Genomic DNA, 16,689 nt, shown 5'->3' on the forward strand with positions numbered 1-16,689 from the left:
TTCCAATATCATTAAATGACTTTTAATTAGTCACGATTTTTTCCAAATCCCAAAATACCGAAAACAGTTTTAAATGCGATAAGCGTACCTATAATCAATGAGATATTTGCTATCGCGGAGAACAAGAATGTTTGTTGTCCCAATGCAGTGCATACATCCGGTACAAAACGGATAAATGTGCCTATTAAACCTAAAGCGATAGCTACTACCAATGTTTTGTAGTAATGAGTTTGATTCGCATTATTATCAGTTGTCTTTGGAGCTCTTGGTTGTACAGTTTCTGCCATTTCTATTTCGATTTTATTCGATACAAATGTACAAAATATTCTATGTTTGAAAAATAAAATTGAAAAAACCAGCGAGGATCGAAATCTTACAGGAAAAACACAAAAAATACAGTCAAAATTTCAATCAATATTTAGCCGAACGTCTAGCAATTCGGCATATTTTTCCTGGTTACTTCTCTTTTCTTCGGTTGCAAATAATAGCGCTTATTACTTTCAGAAATATGGAAGCCCTAACGACAATTGAAAACGCGATTAAATTACCCCGCATGACAAAATAAATAAAAATATTGCCTCCATCGTCGGGATGTCATAGTGGAAAAACGTCAAAGGCCACCTTTTGAAGATGCCGTAAGATCGTATAAAATCTCATTGATTTACTCAACTCCACTTTTGCTTACGAAGCTATCCAGTTCTTTATTAACTTCATCCAACAACTGCCGTTCGGTGGGCAGATAAAGCTCGTATTGACTGGCAACGATCTGTTTTTGTTCCTCGGAAAGTGTAAATTTCACGACTGCATCATTTTTACTCGCACAAAGTAAAATACCAATTGTAGGGCGCTCATGTGGGAGCTTTTCAATACGGTCCTAGTAATTGACATACATTTGCAATTGACCTATGTCCTGATGCGTTAATTTATGTGTCTTGATTTCAATGATCACAAAGCTTTGCAATAGACGGTTGTAAAAAACTAAATCAACAAAGAACTCATCGCCTTCAATATGTATACGTTTTTGGCGGGCAATAAAGGAAAAACCATTCCCTAATTCCAACAAAAACTCTTGCAGATGGGTGATAATAGCACCTTCAAAATCTTTTTCATGATAGGCGCTCTCTCGCTTCAGACCTAAAAACTCCAGTACCATCGGATCTTTGATAATCTCTTTGGCATCGGAAGGCATCTTTTCTTGCAAAAGCTAATACACTTTCTTTATCGTTACTAAGTAATAGGCGTTCATATACATTACTAAAGACCTGTCGTTCCAGCTGTATCGATGTCCAGTTATTTTAATGGTTTCGGCGATATAAAACTCTCTTTGCTCTTCGGAGTCAAGCCGCATCAATAAGCGGTATTGTGTCCAGTTCAATTGCGAACGCAGTACGTTCGCAATTGGAAAAATGCGATAGAACTGTCTAAACAACTCAACTTGTCTTCTTGAGAAACCACTACCATATTCAGGCTCCAATTCTTTGGAGATATATCTAGTTAGATATTTTCCATAGTCAGCCCTTACCTTCCTGCTCCTGTTCGAAAATACGTTTGCCGATATGCCAATACATCAATGTACGCTGATGATCGACAGCACGAATAGCATTGTCTTTGGACTGAGCAATAATTGTTTTTATGTCCGATATTAAGTTTGATCTGATAACATAATTGTTTATTTAATTGGCACCAGCCCCATAAATTAATAATACAAAGATAGTTAAACAAAGACTTAAAACACTAATTTATTTAGCATTTTACATTTAAAAAAAACAACATTTTCTTCTATTTCTCCCTTTGATGTAATGACTTAAGCACTCAATAGTTTAAGTCTTCGTTTTTTTGATATTAATATCATTTTAATTGGTGTTATAAATATTAAACTTTAAATCATAGCTTTAGTAGGATTTTCCTCTATTTTCAAATGGCAGATTTCAAATTAAAATACCCCATCATTCTTATTCATGGCACAGCTGCTAGCGATAACAGTTTATTTTGGGGAAGAATTCCAAAGACTTTTAGAGAGAACAACATCTCGTTTTATTATGGGAAGACGGATGGTTGGGGCACTGTGGAAAATAATGCGCGGATGCTAAAGAGAAATCTGACTGATCTTGCAGAAAAAACAGGCACCGATAAATTTAATCTGATAGCTCATTCGAAAGGCGGGATAGATGCTCGTTATTTTATTTCAACACTAGCTGGTGATAAGATGGTTGCTTCTTTAACCACCTTATCTACTCCCCATTTAGGAACACCAATAGCAGATTATTTAATGGAGAAACACCTTTCGGACGATTCTGTCACCAAAAAGCTGATCCAGCATATTTCATTCTTATTCGGTGGCCAATCCCCTTCTCCAGTTGAATTGATCCGTGATCTCAGCGAAAAGAAAATGCTTGCTTTCAACAGACTCAACCCAGACATGGACAACGTATTTTACCAAAGTTTTGCTTCAACAATGAAAAAGCCGCAGGACGATTTATTATATGCGTTAAGTTTTAAATATCTAACACGACGGGCTGGTGAAAACGATGGAATGATCCCTTTACAAAATGCGATCTGGGGTGCTAATTTTGAACACATACACAATTCGCAAGGTATTTCGCATGCTGGGATCACTGATATCACGCGTAAAAATATTGGGAATGTACATATACCACAAACCTATCTAAACATTGCTAGCGGATTAAGTAAGTTGGGACTATAATTTAAGGTGGCCATATCTAAAAAAGATTGTATTGACATTCAAAAAAACATAAATTAGCGTATTAGAATCCTATTTAAAATCCGGCCAAACATAATGATTATGAAAATAAGTTATTTCCTGTTATTTCTGTTCTTATTCGCTCAAAAAGTAATGGGGCAAACGAAGACTGATAGTATTCCCTTTATCGCCTATTGGGCTGCCGGAGATTCCCATAATTTTACCATTACAAAGATAAAGCAACAATGGCAGGAGGACAATCTAATAAAAAATGATTCCACTTCTTTCCAGGCCAGCTTTACAGTGTTGGATTCATCCGACATTGGTTACAGAATTAAATGGGCCTATGACATAGATTTGTCGCAGTTCGCAAATTCTGCTGATTCTACTTCCAATTTGATAAAAAGTATCGCAAAGGATATGATTATGGAAGCCACTTATAGAACAAACGAAATTGGGCAGTTTGTGGAACTCGAAAACCTCGAGGAAATTAAAAATAGAACACTCAGCATTTACAGGACTATTTCTGAATATATGGAAAAATCGGGAAAAATGTCAGCAGAACAATCTGAAAAAATGCAGCTGACTCTTAATAAAATATTTAGTTCGAAAGAATTGGTTGAACAAATGGTTGCAAAAGATATTATATTATTTCACAGTCCATTCGGGTTTCAGTACCCCGTCACAGATACACTTCGTTACGAAGATAAAATAGCCAACCTTTTTGGAGGCCCAGCATTACAGGCAGATGTACGGGTTCATGTTAATGCTTTGGATCCGGACAATAGGTATTGTATTATTTCTCAGACAGCATCTATTAACCCGAAGGATGCAAAAAAATACCTGATGTCTTTACTCCCACAATTAGGTATAACCGACAAAGAAATGGGTGAAATAGCCCAAACGTCAACATTCAATATTGTTGACAAAAAACACCTTGAATATTGGTATGATCCGGGTATACCTAATTTCATTGAAAGTAATAGGCAGTCCATATTACAGACAGGAGATAAAAAAGTCAAGCGTGTTGATATCACGAAAATTCAGTACAACGATTAATAAATGTATATGCTGTACTTCATTATTTTTCTGATCTGGTTTTGCATCCCAGCCCTATTCATCTATTTTATATACTGGATCCTGAAAAAATCCAAACGTAAAAGACTAGGCATCATCACTTCGATCGCGTTCGCTTTTTCCTTCCTTTTACTCACACTATATCTTCTGTTTGGTGACCTGTTATTCTCCAAATCTGATGCGAGAAAATTACTGCGTGAACATCATATCATTCTGAACGATGATTTTAAAATTATCTCCAACCAAAGTGGCGGCTTTAGAGACTATACACATAATTTTAGACTCACTATTTCAGAAAAAGATAAACAGTCTTTTATCCGTCAGAGAACTTGGAGCGATAAAGAAGATGAAAGAATACAGGTACATTCAACAGCTGTAGACAGGTATGAAGGGGATACACTACGCGCCAATTATCATCATGATGACTATTTTTTACCTATTCGATGTACCGCCCCAACGGCAAAGGCATAACTCCTACATTTATAACAATTACTGTATCGGAAAGTAAGAATACCCTGACATACGAAGAAATTTTAGACTAAATCATTGTTAACATCCAACAAGGCTTTATGACAAAGCAATTCTTTTCATCCGTTCCCTTTCTAATTCAAAATAGAACATCGCAAACAAAAGCTCTTCCTCAGCATTTTTGGAATACCAATCAGCTCTGCTATATTTTTTACCTCTTTTTTGAAATATTTGATGACTACAGTCTGTTACTTCATACTTCACAGGAAGCACAGTACAAAGTAACAAAACTAGCTATCCATTCAACATCTTGACCGCAAGTATATGTTTACACAATCCTCTTTTACCCTGATGATTAGTAAACCAATTGCAGGTACATTGATACCTATCGCCCTGTATGACCACTGTATGTTGTACACCTGACCCATCGACTCGAGCTTCAATATAATCTGCTGTATTCTTGACAAATTGCACCCCGGCTGTCGCAACAAGTTTTTTGGCATTTTTTAATCGTGGATTTAATGCCAGGATACGCTCCATTTTAAAAGGCAGCCTGCGGTAATAATGCTGATGACTATGCAGATCATAGCCTAGCAAACCAATGGATGACAATGAAGCAGATAAAGTGTCCATCGTGTCAAAATCCACATCATGCTCAATGGAAAGCATCGTCGGGTCAAATAATTCGTTTGATTTGAGCAACCCATTGACAGCATGTATCCATTCATCGGGAACCGCTTTAATCATATTTTCCAATACATTCCCCTCACCCGAAAACCCTCTATAACTATCTGGTGACAATGCAAGAGTCAATCTCATTTTACCAAAATCTGTTACAAATGCCACACTCTCCCCACCCTTTTCTTGGTAAATAAGTAATTTATCTGCATAACCGAGCAATCCCTCCAATAAACGTAATCGTTGTATCCCACCGATACGTACTGCATCTCCCGTACTTATGGGAGAAAACACAAATCGGTTAGCTCTTTTCGTCAAATAGAATTCCCCTTTCACATTCCCTTTCGGTATGCCCTGAAATAACTGGATAAGCTGAATTTTATTTAATTCAAACTGTAGCTCCATACCCGCCAAATATAATTGGACCGAAGTCAGCCCTTTGATCCAGCGCGGTGGCAAAGTTACTTTCTTTTCAGTCACTTTGGCCTTATCAGTACTAATGGCAACCTCATTGCTTCCTACTCCCAACACCATCTTTTCGCTTTTCTTGACAGCATTTAACGCATTGAGCATCGGTTCATTAAAATCCACATTGGTTGTACCACTCGTAATAAACTCGCCATCAATGGCATCCTCCAATAAATCCAGACGCGCATAGACACCATTGCAGGAAGAAAAGCCCTCAAAACGAATCTGATTGGTCCCAGCTGAAACGATAGGATCCCGTAAACTCGGAGGCACGGGCCCGAAACTCGACCGTACTACTTTCGACAAGGTCAACAAACATTTGGATGTCAATAAAGGATCCGTCAAACTCCCCCAAAAGAAACAAGGTACATTGGCGACTTCTGCCAATTCCGACTGATGTGCCAATACCAATTGCTGTATGCCCGATTGTTGGGTCAGTTGTGAATTTCTTGCATAGCTGATCGCTAAATCTTGCTCCGCCATATTGTTATTTTCTTATTTTTTTCAAAATAGGTTGTAAACTCTTATAAATTTCCAGTTTCTCAAAAACCTGTTGAAGATCATCTGGAAAATGATGTTGCTCCTTGTTCATCAAATCGTAATAATATTCGATGATTTTCTTAAAATTGGTCGGCATTTTTTCAGCAATGTTGTAATGCGCAAAAGCCGCATCCAATAGCTGCAATAAAGCATTGTTATGCTTCGAAGATATATCGCGGCATTGTTCCAGTACTTCAACACAACGACCGATCGGGCCGTAACCATTGCTCAGCAGCATTCCCAATTGTTCACCTAATACAGTGGTGTCCAACCTATTTTCATTAACTGCAGCCAGAATGACTTCAACAGCCATCGCACGCACCTCCTTCTCTTTATTAAAGAGTGAAGTTGCCAGGTATAGATTGGACTGCTGATCAAAACGGAAAAAGTCGTACAGCATCTCCTGTAGGTAAGCTGCTGAAGATTTTCCGCCAATATCACTCCTACTATTCAGCCCCATCGTTAAAAATTGGGAAAGACTTTCCGTATTCTGTGGCATCAAACTATGCATGTAGGGGACATCAGCCCTATACAAATAATAAGACAGTAGAGTATCATTCCCACGGTTGAAAATATCTTTGTGATACAAAAAGGCCTCAGCCCCCTGTTTGTAAGACGGGAAATGATAGGTCAGCTTATCACCGTTATATACCTGTTCCGATTTTCTAGTTGTGTAGTTATAACCGTTATAATAGGTTGGTTCTATTTTCAATACCGGACGGAATGGCTGTCCAGCAAAAGGAATGTCCGCTAAAGGCTCTTTGGTAAATTCTTCAAAATGGCTATCCCGATGATGCGTGCGAGCCACGGTAGCCCATACACCAATCCAATTGACCTGATCGGAATCTTTGGAAGACAATAAATTTTTAAGCCAGGATTGCTGCTGAACCCTCATCGGATCCAGACCCAGGGCATAGCTGATCACATCCTGTACCTGCTGTTCCTTTATTTGTTTTATCAGGGCTTCAATTCCTTCCAGATCTTCACGGACAGTACGGCTCAGGGCTATGGACAAATCCAATAAATTGATCTTCACTCCTACCTCCTCATAAGCCAAAATACGCTTAACGAGAACGCTCGGTGCGATCCAAAATGGCTTATGTGTCGGTAAACTCAAAAGCGGCAGGCGGATACCATCAATCCGATAACGTTGCAATAGTTCCAATTGGCTACCCATCAGACTGACCCATTTGGAGTAATTGTGATACCGATCCTTATCTTTATATACGACAGTGGGTTTATAATACATATTAATGAAGGTCCCTGAGAAATGATTGTACCAGGAAGATTCACGATAGGCTCCTGTCAGTTGTTTAATGTAAGGTTCCAGCTGTATCTGATAGTCTGCTGGAAACACAGCCGTTTGTTGCACCCATGCATTCATTAGGATCTCCACCTGAATCGGGTCAGAGCCTCCGATTACCTCCCCCACCTTGAAAAATAACTCGTTCCAGGTCTGTGGGTATTCATAAGCTTCGTTCAGGCAACGAGCTTCTGTCGGCTGATAAATATATTGCTCTGAAGATTGACCATTCAGCTCTGCTAGGATTTCATCTTCAGAATATCCATCTTCTTGCAAAAGACGCTTCAGGTCAACAGCCACTGTACCCATCATTTGGGTTTTATATAACTGAAGCTTACCAGAAAGTTCTTCTGAAAGCTCTATCTGATTTTTTAAGATAAACTTCGCCGCCCTTTCCTGTAACTGCAAATCCGAGATCATAAAGATATCCGACGTTAGCGAAACAAATCGTTCCCGCCATTCCGGTTTTTGCTTCAATAGCTTATCAAATTGAATCAAAAGAGTTTTAAGACTCGACTTAATATCAGTCCGCATAAAGATAGGTTCGGCCCAATCTAAAAATTCCTGTAACTGGAAATCACTATGCGAGAAGAATGGTTTTAGATAATCGACCACAAAATTGATCACAGCGCTATGTTCAGCATGCAATAAGGGAAAGAACAGTTGCTGATGTTCAATCACTGTATTCTCGGAAAGCTTCATCCGTTCAATAAGCTTTCTGAAATAGCTTTTTAGATTATTATTCCAATTTTTGGTTTGAGCTTCGAGCGCTCCAGTAATGATGAGTTCCGGATCAATTTTTCCGTTTTCCAACAACGTATCAAATACCTTATCCCATAACAGTTCATTGACCGTGTTCTGATAATTATAATTCCAATACGTGCTGTGAATGCCCGTTTCATAAGCAAATACCAACGGGATATCCCGTTGGACCGTCAATTCATCTGTTGTCAGAAGCTCAAAAAACCTTTTTGATTCATAATTATTAAAACCAGAAATTGAACTTGCATAAAGCTCCGGTTCAAAATCAACATGTCCCATTTGCTCCAAAAAACGGAGATTGTCGTAATTAATCTGCTGCCACTCATTTTTACGAACTAACTGTAATAAATATTCGCCCAGCCAATTGGGCTTGGCATAGGTAAGGATCTGTATCACCTCCTTACTCCGGGCCTGGTTCAAAAGTTCATGAAAAATATCCCAATTACCGGCATCCGAGCCAGAAAATGTGGCGAGAGCTAGTAATTTTACCGTACGCTGCTGCTCCTTCGTACCCCGTGTCCCCCAATTGTACTGTGCCTTATTTTTAAATTCAGGATCTTTGGAGAGATCACTGTAATCGACCCAATATCGCTTGGCTGCACGAATTTCTTTTTTTAAAATTTCGAGGTTGCCACTGGAATATTCCTCCAGAAAAGGGATGATATCTTCCATCCTTGCCTCTTTGATAAGCAACTTCAGTGCTGCTACCGCCTCTTCTTTTCGCTGGCTGGCAGCCGTTGGCTGTCGAACAGCTGATCCCTTGTCCTTACTATCTGAATCAACAGTACCATCTTCAGAATAACCTTTTTTTGTCTTCTCAGCAATTAGTTTTTCAGCATCCTTTAGACAGGCTTCCTCCGAATCGAAGGTTTTACTTTTACTTTGTCCCGCCGTTCCATTTCGACCATAGGTAACCGTATGTATTGCACCAGCTGTTTGTATTTCCCAAAATTTATCTGATGTACCGTCTATGTATTTTAAATGCTTAAACATTTTTTCTTAACGTATTATAAATTCTTTTCTCTGATGCTTAAATATAGGAAATTTAAACACAACAATAACCTTTCATTTGTACTTAAGGGACAATAAGAACGAAGAAAATACATCCTTTAAAAAGGCTTCACGTTTATCTACTGAACTTAAGCGGTGCAAATCTCCCTTTTATTTTTTAATCAAAAAATCGTATATTAAACTTAAATCACAGCCATATGATACGCATATATCCCCTATTTAGTTTTGTATTGTTCTTCTCTGCAACAATGACAGTAAAAGCTGGTCTTTCACCCGATAAAAATTATTCTAAGCAATTAACGGATACGCTTCCCGAAAATATAAGAAAGTACATCACACAATTGGCCATTTCAGATGGCTTAGATAAAAACTCCATTAAAATAAAAACGGACAGCTGGGGCGAATTAACAGTTTCGGATAAGTGGAGTAATAGCGTCAAATACAGCAAAAGTCATTGGGACGGATATACAAAAACAGATAAAAGCGGACTTAAAACAGCTATAAAACAGGATTTTTCCGGCAATATTGTCGTAAAATATAACAATGGAAAGGAAACAACAGTCAGAAAAAATGGAAGTGATTTATCCTTTTGCATATTCAGAGAAGGTTACCCTAGCTTACAAAGTATTATATATCCACCATATTTTTTTCTAATGGCATATTGAACCCACAAAACAAGTAATTATCTAAAGTTGTTATATCAATTACCGCTACCCCACAAGATAACTACGCAATAAATCTGCGTACTAATTTATCCAAAGCCATTTTATTTTCGAAATAAAAAAAATAAAAATCTAATAATCAGATAAATAAATATTAATCACACATTAACCTCTTATTGCGCACATATAACGCGTAGGTCAGCTTGCAATTTTGTAATGTCAGTTCAGAATAGTCTGGCACAAATGTTTAACGATAATGCAATGATTATGAAATTCAACTTCCTTAACACTAAAAAACAGCTGGTTACGAATCATGAAAAAGCAAAGGCTTACCTCATGACACCAGAACTGGAATTGTATACTACGGTAGTCACAACTGGATTGAATGATTCATTTTATGAAAGCGGCAACAATAGATTAAATCGAATCAAGGAACTGGTCATAACATGCGAATCGACATTTGTTGCCAAACTGGCTATCTACGCACGTACAGTGATGAACTTAAGGTCCATCCCGATAGTACTAGCTGTCGAATTAGCGAAGAAAGCCTCTGGCGAGTCGATCGTTAGTAAAGCAGTGAGCCGGGTAGTATTGCGTGCTGACGAGATAACTGAACTTCTGGCCTATTACCAGATTGCAAATAACAGAAATGGAGCGAAAAAGTTAAGTAGACTTTCCAAGCAAATCCAAAGAGGTCTTGTAGCCTCTTTTAACAGATTTGATGAATACCAGTTTGCAAAATATAACAGGGAAGCCGAAATTAAGTTAAAAGATGCGCTTTTTCTTGTACACCCTAGTCCTAAGAACGATCAACAGCAGGCTATTTTTGACCGAATCGCAGCGGATAATCTTTCGACCGCATATACTTGGGAAACGGAACTTTCTAAATTGGGTCAGGAAAATTTTAATAACGCCCTGGCCAGATCTGATGCTTTCGCCAGAAAATGGGAAGAGTTGATCGAAAGTAAAAAAATGGGTTATATGGCTTTGCTCAGAAATCTCCGTAATATACTGGAGGCTAACCTATCAGCGCAACATGTCTTGATGGTCTGCAATTATCTCTCGAATGAGCAAGCAGTACTAAACTCTAGGCAATTTCCGTTCAGGTTTCTTTCAGCTTATAGAGAGTTGAAAGTGCTAAAATCGGGTTTAACGTCAACTGTATTGACAGCATTGGAAGACGCTACATTATGCAGTGCCAGAAATATAAAAGGCTTCGGTTTTGAGACTTCGGTTGTGATTGCCTGTGATGTTTCAGGATCTATGCAAAAGCCTATTTCGGCAAAAAGCACGGTTTTACTGTATGATGTAGGCCTAATGTTAGCGATGCTATTGCAGTCACAGTGTAAAGATGTAACAACAGGGATATTCGGTGATACATACAAGATAATCAATATGCCTAAACATCGGGTGCTGACGAATGTAATGGAATATTACAAACGAGAAGGTGAAGTGGGCTATTCGACAAATGGATACCTGGTCGTGGACGATCTAATCCGTAGAAAAAAGATCGTGGATAAAGTCATGATATTTACTGACTGTCAATTATGGGATAGTAATTATAATGGTAATTCTTTGGAGAAATCATGGAATAATTACAAAAGGTTAGCTCCAAAGGCGAAACTCTATCTATTCGATCTGGCGGGATACGGAAAACAGCCTATAGATGTTAAACAAAATGATGTTTACTTATTAGCAGGCTGGTCGGATAAAGTGTTTGATATACTTTCTGGCTTGGACAATGCCCTATCCGCTGTCGAACAGATCCATCAAGTTGAAATATAAGATCATCCCGCAGTAATTTGGCTGCGGGATTAATAAAAGGAATAAAATAAGCAAGTGTCGTAGAAGAGAGTTACTTCGCATTTGAGTTACCCGTGTCACAGGTTCGAGTCCTGTCTCTATAGGTATATAGAGTAGCTCAGTTGGTAGAGCAGGAAAAACAGTCTCTTTTCGTTAGTTACCTTGCTTCATGATAAAATTGGATAAGTGCCGTAGAAAAGAGTTACTTCGGTCCAATGGCAGGTTCAAATCCTGCTTCCGATCAGTTCTAGATAGATCATATCGAAAACGTCGGAAAAAACTCTTTTCATCAGTTGCCTTTCTGATTCTAAACAGAATGCCGTAAACGATAGTTACTTCGTCACCATGAAGGGGAGGAATAATGAAGTTGTAAAATCAACAAGATTATCCGGTTCGAATCCGGCAATGACTAGCCCCCACTATTGTTGCTTTTTGCTTCTGTTTTTTTAAACTAGAAATTTGTCAAGTACAATGTATTCTCTTACATTGTACTTTTGATGGCAAGTCCTCCCAAAAGACTGGGATATATGAGATTCAATACAAATGAAGTTAACGGACAAAATAGATTTTATACCACTGATTGAACTTCCTACCATAAAGGGAGCCCAAAGCAATAGAGTGCCTGGGGGAACTTCCTTTACGAATACGAAAGAATGGGATCTATATCAAGAAAATGAATTAAGGAAAAACTATATTGATATCCCCCGTCCAATCACAACAGGAATTTATCAATATAGACTTTTTGACATTAAGATCGAAGATTTAAGAACAATAATCAAACTACATATTGGAGACATGCCCATAAAAGACTCTTGCTCACTATTTGGCGGGTACGCAATTTCCATTAATGGACAGATTGAATTGTATCCACAATGCTGTGGTCTAATGGAAGAAATCCAACAATGGAAAAAAATATTAAATGAAAATTTCGAAGATTTTTCGTTATTGGAGTGCCACCCTTCACCCCTAATCACCAAAAATCAAGAAAGGATTACCATTTTCTGCGACGATAAATACGAACCTTTCTTTCCATATTTTTCAAAAAATAAAATCGAACTTGATTATCAAAACACAAAAAATGCTTTCATCACACTGCTAAGTCAACTGCATTCTTTCTCCGAAAAATTAGACAACCTAGCGGCAGAATTTAAGGTAAATAATATTGCAAATATCTTGATTTGGGGACAGAATGAAGAGGAGCAATCTCTCGAAGAAACTTAAAAGATAAGCTGGAGAATCCGAGCTTCGCTGAACGGAAAAAATTAGCCATAAGATTTGAGAACAAAAAAGAAAGTTTTCGATTAGAATCAGCCCCAAATAATTTAAAATTTCCAAAAGAAGATTAAAATTCCTAAAATTGCATTCTCATTTTGACAAGATCAGTTTCGATAAGTCTAACATTAACTTATCTCTTCTGTAGATCTGAGCATAAGGAAATCAGTCAAAACTGTTGCTACAGTGGGGTTAAAATTAAAATGTAAATAATAAGATGAAGAAGGTTATATTTTTTCTATTACTGATACCTTTCTGGGCAAGTGCTCAGCAGCAAAATATCCAAGATTTTGTCATAAAAGAGAATCTTTCCAAAAACGGAAAACTTGCGGTTATCGCTTTGGATTCAATAGGCAATACCAATGAGACTATCAATGGAAACTACATGTTTACCATTAACGGTTTCTCTCAGGCGCTCCAATTTCACGATGGTGTAGCTGTTCCAAATCAAAAAATCGAATCGTCTACCTTTGTATTTTTTAATCACAAAAACCAAGAGAAATCTAAAGGTCGCCTGTTTTACATTTATAAGACTGATAATGGGCTTTCTCCCTTTGCCATCAGTGGATTGATGTTTTTGATCATCCCTGCTATTGTATTAGGTATCGCCTACATGTTTAAAAAAGTAATCATGACAGCCATTGCACTGGCAATCGTTTTCTTTATATTCAATCACTCACAAGGATTAGATTTAAGCAAGATCTTTGAGTCAATTTTCTCCAGTCTAAAGAATCTCTTAGGCTAGGGCTAGCATTCAATATCAGTACATCAAAGTCGTAATCTAAGCCACTTACTGAGCTGCTTATAAAAATTATTGTTTACTAGAACGGCATACCGATCCCAAAATTGTACTGTATAAAATTATAACGGTCCGGTTTATGGGTCTGATAATATTGCTCCTTAAATTCTTTTGAATCAAAGAAATTCTTGATGACCCATTGATTGCTTCCTGAAAACTGTGGGTCTTTTACCTTTAAGCCTGCATCCAAACGGATCACAAAGTAATCTGAATCAAAGCGTAGCCCAAAACCGGTACCAATGGCTACCTGTCCCAAAAACTTGTTGAATTTAAATTCGCCGCCAGGATTTAAATCGTCATCTTTTTTTAGCCGCCAGACATTCCCCATATCAACGAACGTTGCTCCGTTCATCTTGGCCCCCAAAAAATTATTTAAGATGCGAAATCTATACTCAGCATTAGCCTCCAATTTAATCTCTCCCAACTGATCTAAATTCCTTAGATTCAGACGAAGATCTTCGCTCAAATTTTGCCTATTGTATGCGCCAGGCCCTAGGGTTCGTGCTTGCCAAGCCCGTATGCCATTCATCCCACCACTATAAAAACTCTTTTCAAATATCAGCAACTTCGAATTGTTACCATACGGAATTGCGATCCCCGGATTAAAGCGGAAGACAAATTGTCTATTTCCGCCAAGGTTACGGTACAAACGATAATCAAATTCGGTTTTCGCATACTGCAAGAACGGTACTCCAAAGATTTTTTTCTCACCATCGGCATTTGCCGGTAGTTTAGCAATACTACTGATCAAATCCAACACATTACCGCTGACATCTACTGTTCCACGGAAATATTGAAAATCTTCCTTGCTCGTCAGCTTTTTTCCGTTCAGAATAAAGGTGTATTGCGTTCCCAATCCGAAATATTGACGGTCATTACTACGTACATACAATTGATACCCCTCCTGTTCGAGATTTTTTCGAAAATTTGAATCTAACCTCCCATCCCGATATTCCAATACTATCGGGGTAAAACTATGATATTTATTCTCTGTTTCATACCAGGAGTAATTCAGCGAAGTAATAAAATAACGGTTGGAATAAGTACGGTCCTGATCAAACAACTGAAGAGTCATCGAATATGTTGTTTTTGGTAAACCAAATTTACCGCCCGGATTAATATGGAAAGGCACCATGAGTCTTGGGATCACTAAATTGACACCTGCCTGAAAATCATTGTTGAATATCTTACTGGAAAGCCCTCCTGCCAAACGAGGATCAAATAGCACACCATACCGCAGCTTTACCTCCAATTGCTCAGAACCACCAAAAATATTACGCTGTGAAAATGTATTTCCAATATTAAAACCACTCATCCCCGAACTAAAAGTATACTCTCCTTCGATCTGGTTACCCATTCGTGGTCGCGGGACGAAATCATAGTGAACATCGAGTTTATTGGAATCTTTTTTTACAAACTGTACTTTCACAGACCGAAAGCCGTTCATCTCGTAAAGCCGATCATAAGACTTATTTTCTTCGGACAACGAATAATAATTCCCCGATCGTAGGTACATATACCTTTCCAAAGGTTTCCAACGAAAGCTATTTGTTTCATCTATAAAAAGAAGTCGTTTTGCAGAATCAGTTATACGGCGAGGTGGTTTCTTTGACATTGCCCCATAATTCCTAATAGTCATATATACACTATCAATTTGATACTTTTTATGTATCGTTGAATCACTGGGATTTTCTACATTTATTTTTAAATCGATCAAGTTTCCACTCAATGTCGAGTCAATACCGACACGCATATATTGCCTCAAGTAGTCATAATACCCATTGTTGCGCATAACAACATATAACTTTTCCCGTTCTTCCAGCAATTTGGCGGCATCATATTGCGTACTGGGTTTAACTTTAGTTTTTGGCAGGATATCCCGATCAAATAACCATTTAACATCCCCATCTTCAAATTTACGTTCGATGTTCCTAATTTGATATGCATTTCCTTCATCAACGTTAAAATTGATATGCGCTCTTTTTTTGTTAACCGTAATCTCGGGACTGACTTTGGCGTTAAAATATCCCTTGGTAAACAAAAAACGTCTGATCTGGTTGGCGGAAAGGTCGACCATTGCTGAGTCAAGCAAATGGGGTGGTTCGCCAACATTTCGAATTTTCTTGGTCTTATAGCGTCCTTTTTTTGTATTGAAGGTATTGTAAATAAATAGATTGACCCTCGAATTAGGTTTTATCTGATTGGAGATATAGGTTTCGGAAGACTCTTTCAATGCTGGTGAAATGCCGGAAATCTGTATTTTTGTAACCAAGGCTTGGTCGTCATCTATATATTTTGAAGATCGGCAAGATGCAAAAAATAGCGTCAAAAGCATTATACTTGCAAATCCGATAAAACGAGGGTACTTAATCATCAATAAAAATGTTGTCAAAAGCGCAAATCAGTCTAATAACGTCTCTACAAAACAAAAAGTATAGAAAACAACATGGCTTATTTATCGTTGAGGGCATAAAATCCGTCAAGGAATTTATCTCATCGAGCTACCAGGTTGAGTCTATTTTCTATACAGACGACGCAAACACAAAAGTGGGTAAAATCTCGCATAATATAAAATCCCATGAACTGACGGAGACTGAATTCCAAAAGATTAGTACCCTAAAATCTCCTCAGGGTGTCCTTGCCCTGGTCAAGCTTCCGAAACAACAACAGATCGAAGTAAGTGATCTAAGAAATTGCTACAATATCGTATTGGATGATGTACAAGATCCGGGTAATTTGGGAACCATCATTCGCACAGCGGAATGGTTTGGGATCAAACATATCATTTGCTCTATTGGCACAGTAGACGCTTATAATCCAAAAGTTGTGCAGGCGACAATGGGCTCATTGGCAAGAATACAGGTTCATTATGTAGACCTGCATGAATTTATCTCTTCAACAGACCTACCGGTCTATGGCGCACTGCTCAATGGGCAATCCATTTACCAGACCAAATGGAGTTCAGAAGGGTTGATTGTCATGGGAAATGAAGGCAATGGCATCAGTGCAGAAGTAATAGTCTTAATAGATCAAGCGGTGACCATCCCCCGCATCGGCCAAGCGGAATCGCTGAATGTTGCCGTGGCAACAACGATATTTTGCAGTGAGGTTGCCCGACAACAACTGGTTTAACGAATTTATTTTC

At 38.1% G+C, this 16,689-nt stretch carries 13 protein-coding genes, 1 tRNA gene and 1 pseudogene; 9 read left to right on the forward strand and 6 right to left on the reverse strand.

Features of this window, described 5'->3' with window-relative positions; all coding sequences use genetic code 11:
• Nucleotides 1-26: 26 nt before the first annotated feature.
• From AC07UV_RS23115 to AC07UV_RS23125, 3 genes and pseudogenes are all read right to left on the reverse strand, one after another.
• The gene (locus AC07UV_RS23115; protein ID WP_495185452.1) at nt 27-287 is read right to left on the reverse strand and encodes a hypothetical protein; all 261 of its coding nucleotides are present in this window, start codon (nt 285-287) and stop codon (nt 27-29) included.
• A gap of 374 nt (nt 288-661) precedes the next feature.
• Nucleotides 662-1,189, reverse strand: a pseudogene (locus AC07UV_RS23120) (PDDEXK nuclease domain-containing protein).
• A 15-nt stretch (nt 1,190-1,204) separates the two neighbouring features.
• Nucleotides 1,205-1,564, reverse strand: coding sequence for a DUF1016 N-terminal domain-containing protein (locus tag AC07UV_RS23125; protein ID WP_495185485.1), 360 nt, complete (start codon nt 1,562-1,564; stop codon nt 1,205-1,207).
• A 354-nt stretch (nt 1,565-1,918) separates the two neighbouring features.
• On the opposite strand from AC07UV_RS23125, the gene AC07UV_RS23130 reads away from it, so the two are divergent.
• The 3 genes from AC07UV_RS23130 (at nt 1,919) to AC07UV_RS23140 (ending at nt 4,249) form a co-directional block, all read left to right on the forward strand.
• Nucleotides 1,919-2,704, forward strand: a complete 786-nt coding sequence (locus AC07UV_RS23130; RefSeq protein WP_495185453.1) for a lipase family alpha/beta hydrolase — start codon at nt 1,919-1,921, stop codon at nt 2,702-2,704.
• Between the two features lie 99 nt (nt 2,705-2,803).
• Nucleotides 2,804-3,760: a hypothetical protein gene (locus AC07UV_RS23135; protein ID WP_495185454.1), complete on the forward strand. Its 957-nt coding sequence runs from the start codon at nt 2,804-2,806 to the stop codon at nt 3,758-3,760.
• A gap of 9 nt (nt 3,761-3,769) precedes the next feature.
• Nucleotides 3,770-4,249: a hypothetical protein gene (locus tag AC07UV_RS23140; RefSeq protein WP_495185455.1), complete on the forward strand. Its 480-nt coding sequence runs from the start codon at nt 3,770-3,772 to the stop codon at nt 4,247-4,249.
• Nucleotides 4,250-4,540: 291 nt separating this feature from the next.
• Here AC07UV_RS23140 and AC07UV_RS23145 read toward each other — a convergent pair whose 3' ends face one another.
• Both AC07UV_RS23145 and AC07UV_RS23150 read right to left on the reverse strand, forming a co-directional pair.
• Nucleotides 4,541-5,875 (reverse strand): SWIM zinc finger family protein, encoded by a 1,335-nt coding sequence (locus AC07UV_RS23145; protein ID WP_495185456.1) that lies wholly within the window; start codon nt 5,873-5,875, stop codon nt 4,541-4,543.
• Nucleotides 5,876-5,879: 4 nt separating this feature from the next.
• Nucleotides 5,880-8,990, reverse strand: coding sequence for a DUF6493 family protein (locus AC07UV_RS23150; RefSeq protein ID WP_495185457.1), 3,111 nt, complete (start codon nt 8,988-8,990; stop codon nt 5,880-5,882).
• A gap of 215 nt (nt 8,991-9,205) precedes the next feature.
• Between AC07UV_RS23150 and AC07UV_RS23155 the strand changes: the two genes are divergently transcribed.
• The 5 genes from AC07UV_RS23155 (at nt 9,206) to AC07UV_RS23175 (ending at nt 13,490) form a co-directional block, all read left to right on the forward strand.
• Entirely contained in the window at nt 9,206-9,673 is a 468-nt protein-coding gene (locus tag AC07UV_RS23155; protein WP_495185458.1) for a hypothetical protein, read from the forward strand.
• Between the two features lie 264 nt (nt 9,674-9,937).
• Nucleotides 9,938-11,455 carry a TROVE domain-containing protein gene (locus AC07UV_RS23160; protein WP_495185459.1) on the forward strand — a complete coding sequence of 506 codons (1,518 nt, stop codon included), beginning with the start codon at nt 9,938-9,940 and terminating at the stop codon, nt 11,453-11,455.
• A gap of 130 nt (nt 11,456-11,585) precedes the next feature.
• Nucleotides 11,586-11,714 (forward strand) — tRNA-OTHER (locus tag AC07UV_RS23165).
• 302 nt (nt 11,715-12,016) lie between these two features.
• Nucleotides 12,017-12,694, forward strand: a complete 678-nt coding sequence (locus AC07UV_RS23170) for a hypothetical protein (RefSeq protein WP_495185460.1) — start codon at nt 12,017-12,019, stop codon at nt 12,692-12,694.
• 268 nt (nt 12,695-12,962) lie between these two features.
• Nucleotides 12,963-13,490, forward strand: coding sequence for a hypothetical protein (locus tag AC07UV_RS23175; protein ID WP_282253375.1), 528 nt, complete (start codon nt 12,963-12,965; stop codon nt 13,488-13,490).
• Nucleotides 13,491-13,566: 76 nt separating this feature from the next.
• Here AC07UV_RS23175 and tamL read toward each other — a convergent pair whose 3' ends face one another.
• Nucleotides 13,567-15,918, reverse strand: a complete 2,352-nt coding sequence (tamL, locus tag AC07UV_RS23180) for a translocation and assembly module lipoprotein TamL (protein WP_495185461.1) — start codon at nt 15,916-15,918, stop codon at nt 13,567-13,569.
• An 8-nt stretch (nt 15,919-15,926) separates the two neighbouring features.
• Between tamL and AC07UV_RS23185 the strand changes: the two genes are divergently transcribed.
• A complete protein-coding gene (locus AC07UV_RS23185) occupies nt 15,927-16,676 on the forward strand; it encodes a TrmH family RNA methyltransferase (protein ID WP_495185462.1) in 750 nt (249 codons plus the stop codon).
• The last annotated feature ends 13 nt before the right edge of the window (nt 16,677-16,689 follow it).

Source organism: Sphingobacterium sp. GW821-FHT03E03, assembly GCF_059420745.1.